The sequence below is a fragment of the Pseudomonas sp. 13B_3.2_Bac1 genome (assembly GCF_025466205.1).
Lineage (GTDB): Bacteria > Pseudomonadota > Gammaproteobacteria > Pseudomonadales > Pseudomonadaceae > Aquipseudomonas > Aquipseudomonas fluorescens_H.
The window spans coordinates 13,984-25,029 of sequence record NZ_JANLOG010000022.1 but is presented as its reverse complement, the minus strand read 5'-3'; the positions used below and the strand labels follow the sequence as shown (position 1 = coordinate 25,029).

Genomic DNA, 11,046 nt, shown 5'->3' with positions numbered 1-11,046 from the left:
CCAAGGAGAGCCCCTGTCATGAAACCTGGGAAGCCCGACACCGACGCCTCGGCACTCATCGACGCTCGAATCGCCGAACTGGCCGATTGGCGCGGCGCCATCCTCGGCGAGATTCGCAAGGTCATGCACCAGGCCGATCCCGAGGTGGTGGAGGAGTGGAAGTGGCGCGGTGTTCCGGTGTGGTCCCGCGGCGGCATCATTTGCACTGGAGAGACCTACAAGGCGGCGGTGAAGATGACCTTCGCCAAGGGCGCGGCGCTGGCCGATCCGGCGCGGTTGTTCAATGCCAGCCTGGAGGGCAACACCCGGCGGGCGATTGATTTTCACGAGGGCGACGAGGTCGATGAGCAGGCCTTGAAAACGCTGATTCGCGAGGCGATCAAGCTGAATTTGTCCAAGTGAATCGTGCCGTTTGCCCCGGCTCAGAAATAACTGGCTGTTTTAAAACAAATTTTTTTGCACTCGGGGCTTCCCAGATCAAAAAAAGGTTGGTAAATTGCGGCCCATTCTCGCAGAGCTTGTTACAGAGCTTGAGATACAGGGGCGTCGCCAAGCGGTAAGGCAGCAGGTTTTGATCCTGCCATGCGTTGGTTCGAATCCAGCCGCCCCTGCCATATTCAGAAAAAACGCCAGTCCGAAAGGGCTGGCGTTTTTTTATGCGCGCGATTTGTGGTTGGGGCTGACAGTTGCCTTAGCCGCAGCGAGGGACTGATGTAAACTGCCCGCGCAAAAGTCCCGGTGCGTCGTTGGCCGGCGACCCTCAATCTCTCCAGACAAGAGACTTTCATGGCTAATCAAGACCTCAGCTTCACCCCTGATCCGGATGCAGATTCGATTTCCTCCGACGTTGTCGGTTTCAACGGCATTCTGGTTTCGACCCAGATCCCGACCCGCGCCGACGGCAGCCTGGAGCTGGGCGACATCACCCTGCAAAGCGAATGCACCCTGCAGGCGCTGAAAGTGGCGCTGGAGCGGGCCGGCAGTTCGATGGATCGGGTCATGCACCTGACCATCTACCTCACCGACATGGCTGACCGTGCGGCATTCAACGAAGTCTACAAGCGCTTCTTCGCCAAGCCATGGCCGGTGCGCGCTGCGGTCGGCGTGGCGTCGCTGGCAGTGGAAGGCATGCGCGTGGAAGTCACCGCGATGGCGGCCAAGGTCTGACCGCCCCCTGTAGGAGTGAGCCTGCTCGCGATAGCGGTAAATCAGCCACCATCAACGTTGACTGTGCCACCATCATCGCGAGCAGGCTCACTCCTACAGGAGACTCTCGTGTCGGATTGGAGCGAGGTCATCTGCCACTTGGCAGCACAGGCGTGCCGCCCAGGCGTTTCGCGGCTACAATGCGCGCCTTAACCGTGACAGCCTGACTAAAAAAACTATGTCCTTGCCCAAGCATCATCTGGAACTGCTCAGCCCCGCCCGTGACGTGGCGATTGCCCGCGAGGCGATCCTGCACGGCGCCGATGCCGTGTACATCGGAGGCCCGAGCTTCGGCGCGCGCCACAACGCCTGCAACGAGGTGAGCGAAATCGCCGAGCTGGTGGAATTTGCCCGCCGTTATCACGCGCGCATTTTCACCACCATCAACACCATCCTGCACGACAACGAACTGGAGCCGGCGCGCAAGCTGATCCACCAGTTGTACGATGCCGGTGTCGACGCGCTGATCGTCCAGGATCTGGGCGTGATGGAACTGGACATCCCGCCGATCGAGCTGCATGCCAGTACCCAGACCGATATCCGCACCCTCGAGCGGGCGAAATTCCTCGATCAGGCCGGTTTCTCGCAACTGGTACTGGCCCGCGAGCTGAACCTGAAAGAAATCCGCGCCATCGCCGACGAAACCGATGCCGCCATCGAATTCTTCATTCACGGTGCGCTGTGCGTGGCGTTCTCCGGGCAGTGCAACATTTCCCACGCGCAGACCGGGCGCAGCGCCAACCGTGGCGATTGCTCCCAGGCCTGCCGTTTGCCGTACACCCTGAAAGACGAAAAGGGTGGGGTGATCGCCTACGAAAAACACCTGCTGTCGATGAAGGACAACAACCAGAGCGCCAACATCCGCGCGCTGGTCGAGGCCGGTGTGCGCTCGTTCAAGATCGAAGGTCGCTACAAGGACATGGGCTATGTGAAGAACATCACCGCCTATTACCGCCAGCGCCTCGACGACGTGCTCGAAGATCGCCCGGACCTGGCCCGCGCTTCCAGCGGCCGCACCGCGCACTTCTTCCTGCCTGACCCGGAAAAGACCTTCCACCGTGGCAGCACCGACTACTTCGTCACCGATCGCAAGATCGACATCGGCGCGTTCGACTCGCCGACCTTCACCGGTCTGCCGGTGGGCACCGTCGAGAAAGTCGGCAAGCGTGACATCCAGGTGGTGACTCAGGAGCCGCTGTCCAACGGCGATGGCCTCAACGTGCTGGTCAAGCGTGAAGTCGTGGGTTTCCGCGCCAACATCGCCGAGCCGAAGGGCGAGTTCGAAGAAGACGGCGAGAAGCGCTACCGCTACCGCGTCGAGCCAAACGAGATGCCCGAAGGCCTGTACAAGCTGCGGCCGAATCATCCGCTGAATCGCAACCTCGACCACAACTGGCAACAGGCGCTGCAGAAGACTTCTGCTGAGCGTCGCATTGCTCTGAGCTGGGTCGCACGTCTGCGTGAAGAACAGCTGGAAGTGACCGCGACCAGTGAAGAGGGGATCAGTGCCAGCGTTACCCTGAACGGTCCGTTCGGTGTCGCTAACAAGCCGGAGCAGGCGCTGGAGCAATTGCAGGATCTGCTCGGTCAGCTCGGTACCACGCAGTACCACGCCACCGACATCAAGCTCGATGCACCGCAGGCGTTCTTCATCCCGAACTCGCAGCTCAAGGCCCTGCGCCGCGAAGTGATCGAAGCGCTGACCGCCGCCCGTGTCGCGGCGCATCCGCGTGGCAGCCGCAAGGCTGAAACCACGCCGCCGCCGGTGTACCCGGAGTCGCACCTGTCGTTCCTGGCCAACGTCTACAACCAGAAGGCGCGCGACTTCTATCACCGTCACGGCGTGAAGCTGATCGATGCGGCCTACGAGGCGCACGAAGAGGCTGGTGAAGTGCCGGTGATGATCACCAAACACTGCCTGCGTTTCTCGTTCAACCTGTGCCCGAAACAGGCCAAAGGCGTGACCGGCGTGCGCACCAAAGTCGCGCCGATGCAGCTGATTCACGGCGACGAAGTGCTGACCCTGAAGTTCGACTGCAAGCCGTGCGAGATGCACATCATCGGCAAGATGAAAGGCCACATCCTCAACATGCCGCAACCGGGCAGCGTGGTCGGCCACATCAGCCCGGAAGACCTGCTGAAAACCATCCCGCGCGCGCCACACTGAGTGACGGGCGGGCGTGGCGCTACGGTGTCACGCCTGCTCCGGCTCTCGCTCCGCCAGCTCCTCAAGCAGGTCGGCTGACGGTACAAAGAACAACCCCCCGGTGACTGCGGTGCTGAAGTCGAGCAAACGGTCGTAGTTGCCGACGGGTTTGCCGACAAACATGTTCTCCAGCATCTGCTCGATCGGTTCCGGCGAACGCGCGTAACCGATGAAATAGGTGCCGAACTCGCCAGCCCCCGGACGACCGAACGGCATGTTGTCGCGCAGGATTTTCTGCTCCTGGCCGTCCTTGGTGATGGTGGTCAGGGCGCTGTGGGAATTGCTCGGTTTCACCTCTTCACCCAATTCGATGTCGGCCAGTTTGGTCCGGCCGATCACCTTCTCCTGAGCTTCGACGCTCAAGGCATTCCAAGCGTCCATCTTGTGCAGGTACTTCTGCACCAGCACATAACTGCCGGATTCGAACGCCGGGTCTTCGTTGCCGATCAGGGTGAAGTGGTCTGCCTTGCGGCCCACCGGGTTCTCGGTGCCATCGACAAAACCGATGATGCTGCGCATGTCGAAGTAGCGGAAACCCTGCACCTCATCCACTACCGTGATCGCGCCATTGAGTGCGCTGCACAACTGGGTTGCCAGTTCGAAACACAGGTCCATCTGATCGGCACGGATGTGCAGCAGGATGTCGCCCGGGGTCGCCACAGCACGGCGGCCCTCGACGCCGAATTCGCGGAATGGATGCAGCGAAGCCGGGCGCGGACTACCGAACAGGGCGTCCCAGGCGTTGGCGCTGAACCCACAGACACACGACAGGTTACCGCTGGGCACGCGTTTGCCAACCGAACGGGTGAGGGCGGCGATGTCGCCGCACCAGCCGCGCACCTGGCTGGCGGCGTCGCTCCCGGGCAGCAGCGTGGCGACGATGAAGATCGCGCTGCTGGTGATCGGGTTGCAGATTGCTTGCGGCTCGGGTGTCTGGGTATCCATTGATGAGGTCATAGTCGGTTCCATATGCGCTGGGCCAAGGTCGGCGCTCAGTATGAAACCAAAAACGTTTCATCGATATCTCAGAAGCGACCGAGTCGATAGGCATCCAGTGCCGGCAAGCCGGAGTTCGCTGAGGGTGATACCAGATGCGCGACCATCTCCGCCGTCACCGCCGCTTGAGTCAGCCCCAGATGCTGATGACCGAACGCCAGTAGCACCTTGCCGTCGCCGACCTTGTCGATGATCGGCAGCGAGTCCGGCAGCGACGGGCGAAAGCCCATCCACGGCGTCGTGTCTTCAGCGTTCAAATCATGGCGGAACAAACCCTTGCTCAAACGGTGTAACTGCCAGGCGCGTTCCATAAACGGCGGGCGCTCCAGACCGGCGAACTCTACGGTGCCGGCCAGGCGCAGGCCGCCGGTCATCGGCGTCATGATGAACTTGCGCTCCAGCGAGGTAACGGCGAACGGCAGGCGCTCGTGCTCATGGGGCAGCATCAGGTGATAGCCGCGCTCGGTGTCCAGCGGCACGCGTTTACCGGTCAGCGCGGCGGTAAGTTTCGCTGAGTGCGCGCCGCAGGCAATCAGCACTTGTCGCGTGATAAAACTGCCCTGATCGGTGCGCAGCGACACGCCATGCTCCTGCAACTGGCCGTCCTGCACCTCTTGTTGAAGGAACTGCACGCCGGCTGCTTTCGCCGCGCTTACCAGTTCACACACCACCCGGTAAGGGTCGAGAAAGTGCCCGGTGCGCGGGTAGAACAACCCGCCCTGAATCTGTTCGCTGAGCTGCGGCGCGCTTTCTCGCACGGCGCTGGCCGACCAGAAATCCACCGGCACCTGTTGCTGACGCATGCGCGCCTGCAAGGCTTCGACGGCTTGTCGCGATTCGGCGCGCTCGAATACCAGCAGCGAGCCGTCCTCCTTGAGCAGGTCGGGGCGGGCGATGCTCTGCAGCAGTCGCTTCCAGGCATCGAGGCTGCTTTCGTTGAGCGCGCGCAAACCGGCCACGGTGCGCTGAAACGGCGCCGGGCGCAGGTTCAGCAGCAATCGGCTGAACCACGGCACGGCGCGCGGCATGTACTTCCAGTCCAGGCGCAGCGGCCCCATCGGGTCCATCAGCATCGCTGGCAGACGCTTGAGGATCGACGCATCGGCAATCGGAAACACCTGCTCGGTGGCCAGATGCCCGGCGTTGCCAAACGAGGCGCCATGACCGGGCGGCTGCTTGTCGATGACCACCACCCGCTGACCCTGACGCGCCAGTTGCAGGGCGCAGGCGACACCGATGATGCCGGCGCCGATCACCGCGATATCGGCGTTGTCCGCTGTGAGGTTGTCGGGCATGGTCAGGCTTCCCTCTGACCGTCGAGCAAGCGCCGCAATTGCAGCGGATTCGCTTGTTTCAGCGGCGGCGGCAACAGGCTGTCGGGGACGTCCTGATAACACACCGGCCGCAGGAAACGCAGAATCGCCGCCGTACCGACCGAGGTGCTGCGCGAGTCCGAGGTAGCCGGAAACGGCCCGCCATGCACCATCGCATCACATACCTCGACCCCGGTCGGCCAGCCGTTGACCAGCAGACGTCCGGCCTTGCGCTCCAGGGTCGGCAACAAGGCCCGGGCGCGATCCAGATCGGCGTCATCCAGGTGCAGGGTGGCGGTCAGTTGGCCTTCGAGGTGTTCGCAGACCTGACGGATTTCATCGTCGTTGGCGCACTGGACGATCAACGACGCCGAGCCGAAGATTTCACCTTGCAGACGCACGTCAGTGAGGAAGTCTTGCGCCGGAGTGACGAACAATTTCGCCTGACATTGGTTTGGCCCTTCAGCCGCGAGGCCGCTTGCCACGCGTTGCGCTTGCGGATGTTCGGCCAGCGCGCCGACGCCAGTTTCATAGGCGCGGAAGATTCCCGGCGTGAGCATGGTCTGCGCGGGACTGCGCTGGATCAGCTCGGCGGCCGCTGCGATGAAAGCGTCCAGTGCCGTTCCCTGGCGAGCGATGACCAGCCCGGGATTGGTGCAGAACTGCCCGGCGCCCTGAGTCAGCGAGGCGACAAAACCCTGCGCCAACGCCTCACTGCGAGCGGCAAGCGCTGCGGGAAACAGCAACACCGGATTGATCGAACTCATTTCCGCGTACACCGGAATCGGCTCGGGCCGTGCCTGCGCCGCTTGGCTCAGGGCGAGACCGCCACTGCGCGAGCCGGTGAAGCCCACCGCCTTGATGCGCGGATCGCTGACCAGGGCGATGCCGACCTCATTGCCCGAACCGAACAGCAGCGAAAACACACCGTCGGGCAAACCCGATTTTTTCACTGCACGCGTCAGCGCCTGGCCGACCAGTTCACTGGTGCCGGGATGCGCGCTGTGCGCCTTGACGATCACCGGGCAACCGGCGGCCAATGCCGAAGCGGTGTCGCCGCCCGCCACCGAGAACGCCAGCGGAAAGTTGCTGGCGCCAAACACAGCCACTGGCCCCAGCGCGATGTGCCGCTGGCGCAAATCAGAACGTGGCAGCGGCTGGCGCTGGGGTTGTGATTGATCGACGCGAACGTCCAGCCACTCGCCAGCACGCACTGTGCGGGCAAAGGTGCGCAGTTGCCCGCAGGTGCGTCCGCGTTCGCCCTGGATACGGGCGCGTGGCAGGCCGGTTTCGGCCACGGCACGGTCAATCAGCGCATCGCCAAGGGCTTCGATCTCATTGGCGATGGTTTCGAGAAATTCGGCGCGAGCGTCGAGGGAGGTCTCGCGATAACGATCAAACGCTTGCCACGCCAGTGTGCAGGCCTGTTCGACATGCTCGCTGCTGCCCCCGGCATAGGCCGGTTCCAGCACCGCGTCAGTGGCGGGATTGATCGCGCGGATCGCTTCACGGCTGCCGGCAATGGCTTGGCCGCCGATCAGCATGTGGCCTGTCAGAGTCATGGCGCTTCCTTGATAAAAGAGGTGAAGCCCCGGCATCACACCGGGGCAGGGACTGCGGTCAGGCGAGGTTCTGTTCGGCGGACCAGTTTTTGTACCACTGGCGGAACAGCGCGTACTGGGTCTCGGCGTAACGGCGCTGGGCATCGCTCAAGGCGTCGGTTTCGTTGAAATGCAGGGCGTATTCGCGGTCGCCGTTGAGCACCATCAGGTGCTTGTAATACAGCACCAGGTCGCAGCCCTCATCGAACGACGACAGCACTGCCAGCGCCGCTTCCAGTTCGCGCGCCAGACGTCGGGCCTTGGCATCGCCCTTGGCCGCTTGCTTGCTCAGCGCCACCAGTTGCAGCACTTCGCGGGGCAGGGCGTTGCCGATACCGGTGATCGCGCCGGTGGCGTTGCAGTTGACGAAACCGTGCACCACTTGCGTATCGACGCCGACCATCAGGGTCACGGCATCGTCCTGCGAGGTGATGTTCTCGGCGGCGTAGCGCAAATCGGCGCCACCGCCGAACTCCTTGAAGCCGATCAGGTTCGGGTGTTCACGGCGCAGTTCGAAGAACAGCTCGGCGCGGGTGGCGAAGCCGTAGTAAGGGCTGTTGTAGATCACTGCCGGCAGGTTCGGCGCGGCGTTGAGGATCGCGGCGAAGTGAGCTTTTTGCGCGGTGGCCGAGGCACCACGGGACAAGACGCGTGGAATCACCATCAGGCCATGGGCGCCGACTTTCGCCGCATGTGCAGCGTGGGACACCGCTTCACGGCTGTTGACCGCGCCAGTGCCGACGATGGTCGGAACCCCGGCGGCCACCAGACGCGCTACGCCTTCCTGACGCTCGGCCTCGGTCAGCAGCGGCCAGTCGCCCATCGAGCCGCAGTAAACCACCGCGCTCATGCCGATATCGATCAGCTCGCGACCCTTGGCCACCAGTGCGTCGAAGTCAGGTTTGCGCGCGGCGGTGCACGGAGTCATCAGCGCGGGAATGCAGCCAGTGAAGATGTTATCGCTCATTGTTGTAGCTCCTCGGGACATTCATTCAAGTCGAAAAAAAACGGGGCAGGTCAGATGCCCCAGGCGAAAGGGTCCTGCTCGTCGATCAGCAGAGTGGCGTCGGCGGTCATGTAGGCGCGGCCGGTAATGAACGGGCGCACGCGCTCGCCATGCCATTCGAAGCAGCCTTCGAACTGGCTGCCGGTGATGCTGGCCTGGGTCCAGACCTGGCCTTCAGCGAGTTTGCCGTCAGCGGCGAGGCAAGCGAGTTTGGCGCTGGTGCCGGTGCCGCAGGGCGAGCGGTCGTAGGCCTTGCCCGGGCACATGACGAAGTTGCGGCTGTCAGCCTTGGCGTCGTCGGCAAACAGCTCGACGTGGTCGATCAGCGCGCCGTCCTCACCGTGAATGCCTTGGGCTTCCAGGGCCTTGAGCATCGCCCAGGTGTAATCGGTGAGGGCTTCGACGTTGCTCATCTGCAGGTCCTGGCCGTGCTCGGAGACGAGGAAAAACCAGTTGCCGCCCCAGGCGATATCGCCGACCACGCGACCGTAACCGGGCACGTCCACCGGCACCTGTTTGCGGTAGCGCCAGGCCGGCACGTTGCCCAGGGTTACCGCGCCGTCCTCGTGCAGAGTGGCGTTGACCGGGCCGACCGGGGTGTCGATCTTGTGCACGCCCGGTTCGATGCGGCCCAGGTAATGCAGCGAGTTGACCAGACCGATGGTGCCGTGGCCGCACATGCCGAGGTAGCCGGCGTTGTTGAAGAAGATCACCCCGCAAGTGGCATCCGGCGAGACCGGCGCGCAGTACAGCGCGCCGACCAGTACGTCGTTGCCACGCGGTTCCAGCAGGCAGGCGCGGCGCCATTGATCGTGGTTTTCGCGCAGGGCGTCGCGCTGCTCGGCGATGCTGTTGCCGGGCAGCTCGGGGAAGCCTTTCATTACCAGGCGCGTGGGTTCGCCGCCGGTATGGGAATCGATGATGTGCAGTCGTTTCATGAACGCGTCCCTTCAATCAAAGTCAGGCGTGAGCAGGGCGCTGGCCCTGTGCCGAATGGGTGGAGGATTCAGCGGCTTCGCTTTCGTCGTCTTCGGTTTCCAGACGAATCAGGTGTGCCGGTACGCCGGTGGCCGCGCCCCAGTAATAGATACCCAGTGCGCAGACCGCGACGATCACGGTGTCGAACGGATGGCTGAGTACGCCGATACCGCCGAAGCTGCCGAGTTTGGAGAGGACGATGGTCACCGCGTAGAAGCCGATCAGCCACGCCGACGAGCGAACTTGCTGGCCGAGGTTCAAGTGCGCGGTCGGCACCATGCGCCCGCACAACAGGTAGATGACAAACATCAGGATTTGCAGACCGAGCAACCACGAAACGGTGCCCCAGCCCGACCAGTAGACGATCAGCGCGGCGATGATGAACGACAGCGGCCCGAGCACACTCATGCCCTTGACCCGGAACGGACGCGGCATGTCCGGCGCATTGCGACGCAGTGCGGCCACCGTCACCGGAGCCACTGCGTAGCTCAACACCAGCGCGGCGGAGACTACGTTGATCAGCGCTTCCCACGACGGGAACGGCAGGGTCCAGAACACCGACAGGCCAAAGGTCAGCCACAGCGCCGGGCGCGGAATGCCGGATTTTTCATCAATGCGGGTGAAGATCTTGAAAAAGGTCCCGGTCTGCGCCCAGCCGTAGATCACCCGTGGCGTGGCGTTCATGTAGATGTTGCCGCAGCCGCTGGGCGAGATCACCGCATCGGCCACCACCAGATACGCCAGCCAGCCGACGCCCAGTGCCAGGGCGATGTCGCGATACGGCAGGGCCAGTTCCTTGGCGACGCCGGCCCAGCCATTGGCGAGCATTTCGGTCGGAATGCCACCGAGGAAAGCGGTTTGCAGCAACACGTAAATCGCGGTGGACAGCAGCACCGAAAGGATCAGCGCAATTGGGATCGTGCGTTGCGGGTTCTTCACTTCGCTGGCCACGGAAATGATCGGCGTCAGGCCCAGATAAGCGAAGATCACCCCGCCGGCCGACACCGCCATTTCAATGCCGGACAGGCCAAACGGCGCAAAGCCATGCACTTCGAAATTGGCCGGTTTGAAGAAGGTGAACAGCACGCCGATCACCAGCAGCGGCACGATGAACTTGAACACGCTGACCAGATTGTTGGCCATGGCGAAGGTCTTCACGCTGCGGTAATTGAGCAGGAAAAACAGGCACAACAGCCCGAACTGCACGAACCAGCCAAGCACGGTCGGGTCGCTGGAGCCGACCTTGGTCAACTCGGGAAACCACGCTGCCGCATATTGCCGCGAGGCAACCACTTCGATCGCCACCAGACTGGAAAACGCGATCAGCGTGATGAAGCCCATCAGGTAGCCGAGCAGCGGGCCGTGGGAGTAAACCGGGTAGCGCACCACACCGCCGGCACGGGGCAGCGCGGCGCCCAGTTCGCAGTAGACGATGCCCAGCAGCAACACGGCGAAACCGCCGAGCAACCAGGAAAAGATCCCTGCCGGGCCGGCGATGGCCGACACGTGACTGGCCGCGAACAACCAGCCCGAACCGAAGATCGCCCCCAGTCCGATGAACGTGAGGTCTATCAGTGAAAGTTGTTTCTTGAACTTGCCTTGGCCTGTCATAGCGTCGCCTTCTTGTTGGTTGTTGGAGGGGCGTGCAGTGGCGCTACAGTGAACTCATCAGGCGATGCGCGATTGATGTTTTTTGCCGGTGACGATGACGAAATCAGCACAATGGCCAACGGCAAAGGC

At 62.8% G+C, this 11,046-nt stretch carries 9 protein-coding genes and 1 tRNA gene; 4 read left to right on the top strand and 6 right to left on the bottom strand.

What is annotated here, in order from left to right; all coding sequences use genetic code 11:
- Window positions 1-18: 18 nt before the first annotated feature.
- The 4 genes from NTD85_RS03505 (at window position 19) to NTD85_RS03490 (ending at window position 3,373) form a co-directional block, all read left to right on the top strand.
- Window positions 19-402: a DUF1801 domain-containing protein gene (locus tag NTD85_RS03505; RefSeq protein WP_262141436.1), complete on the top strand. Its 384-nt coding sequence runs from the start codon at window positions 19-21 to the stop codon at window positions 400-402.
- Window positions 403-539: 137 nt separating this feature from the next.
- Window positions 540-614, top strand: a tRNA-Gln gene (locus NTD85_RS03500).
- A gap of 172 nt (window positions 615-786) precedes the next feature.
- Complete coding sequence (locus tag NTD85_RS03495; protein ID WP_262141435.1) at window positions 787-1,167, top strand: RidA family protein; 381 nt, start codon at window positions 787-789, stop codon at window positions 1,165-1,167.
- Between the two features lie 217 nt (window positions 1,168-1,384).
- The gene (locus NTD85_RS03490; RefSeq protein WP_098968376.1) at window positions 1,385-3,373 is read left to right on the top strand and encodes a peptidase U32 family protein; all 1,989 of its coding nucleotides are present in this window, start codon (window positions 1,385-1,387) and stop codon (window positions 3,371-3,373) included.
- A gap of 27 nt (window positions 3,374-3,400) precedes the next feature.
- Here NTD85_RS03490 and NTD85_RS03485 read toward each other — a convergent pair whose 3' ends face one another.
- The 6 genes from NTD85_RS03485 to NTD85_RS03460 all read right to left on the bottom strand — a co-directional run bounded on the left by NTD85_RS03485 (window position 3,401) and on the right by NTD85_RS03460 (window position 10,917).
- Window positions 3,401-4,369, bottom strand: coding sequence for a Dyp-type peroxidase (locus tag NTD85_RS03485; RefSeq protein WP_262141434.1), 969 nt, complete (start codon window positions 4,367-4,369; stop codon window positions 3,401-3,403).
- A 68-nt stretch (window positions 4,370-4,437) separates the two neighbouring features.
- Window positions 4,438-5,703: an NAD(P)/FAD-dependent oxidoreductase gene (locus tag NTD85_RS03480; RefSeq protein ID WP_262141433.1), complete on the bottom strand. Its 1,266-nt coding sequence runs from the start codon at window positions 5,701-5,703 to the stop codon at window positions 4,438-4,440.
- A gap of 2 nt (window positions 5,704-5,705) precedes the next feature.
- The gene (locus tag NTD85_RS03475) at window positions 5,706-7,283 is read right to left on the bottom strand and encodes an aldehyde dehydrogenase (NADP(+)) (RefSeq protein ID WP_262141432.1); all 1,578 of its coding nucleotides are present in this window, start codon (window positions 7,281-7,283) and stop codon (window positions 5,706-5,708) included.
- A 58-nt stretch (window positions 7,284-7,341) separates the two neighbouring features.
- Window positions 7,342-8,289: a dihydrodipicolinate synthase family protein gene (locus NTD85_RS03470; RefSeq protein ID WP_041072540.1), complete on the bottom strand. Its 948-nt coding sequence runs from the start codon at window positions 8,287-8,289 to the stop codon at window positions 7,342-7,344.
- Window positions 8,290-8,339: 50 nt separating this feature from the next.
- Window positions 8,340-9,266 (bottom strand): 4-hydroxyproline epimerase, encoded by a 927-nt coding sequence (locus NTD85_RS03465; RefSeq protein WP_262141431.1) that lies wholly within the window; start codon window positions 9,264-9,266, stop codon window positions 8,340-8,342.
- A 22-nt stretch (window positions 9,267-9,288) separates the two neighbouring features.
- On the bottom strand, window positions 9,289-10,917 hold the full coding sequence (locus NTD85_RS03460) for an APC family permease (RefSeq protein ID WP_262141430.1): 1,629 nt from the start codon (window positions 10,915-10,917) through the stop codon (window positions 9,289-9,291).
- Window positions 10,918-11,046: the final 129 nt, after the last annotated feature.

Bases quoted from the DNA above. Each gene is read 5' to 3' on its own strand.
- NTD85_RS03495 (WP_262141435.1), top strand. From the start codon at position 787: ATGGCTAATCAAGACCTCAGCTTCACCCCTGATCCGGATGCAGATTCG.
- NTD85_RS03460 (WP_262141430.1), bottom strand. From the start codon at position 10,917: ATGACAGGCCAAGGCAAGTTCAAGAAACAACTTTCACTGATAGACCTC.
- NTD85_RS03475 (WP_262141432.1), bottom strand. From the start codon at position 7,283: ATGACTCTGACAGGCCACATGCTGATCGGCGGCCAAGCCATTGCCGGC.
- NTD85_RS03480 (WP_262141433.1), bottom strand. From the start codon at position 5,703: ATGCCCGACAACCTCACAGCGGACAACGCCGATATCGCGGTGATCGGC.
- NTD85_RS03465 (WP_262141431.1), bottom strand. From the start codon at position 9,266: ATGAAACGACTGCACATCATCGATTCCCATACCGGCGGCGAACCCACG.
- NTD85_RS03470 (WP_041072540.1), bottom strand. From the start codon at position 8,289: ATGAGCGATAACATCTTCACTGGCTGCATTCCCGCGCTGATGACTCCG.
- NTD85_RS03505 (WP_262141436.1), top strand. From the start codon at position 19: ATGAAACCTGGGAAGCCCGACACCGACGCCTCGGCACTCATCGACGCT.
- NTD85_RS03490 (WP_098968376.1), top strand. From the start codon at position 1,385: ATGTCCTTGCCCAAGCATCATCTGGAACTGCTCAGCCCCGCCCGTGAC.
- NTD85_RS03485 (WP_262141434.1), bottom strand. From the start codon at position 4,369: ATGACCTCATCAATGGATACCCAGACACCCGAGCCGCAAGCAATCTGC.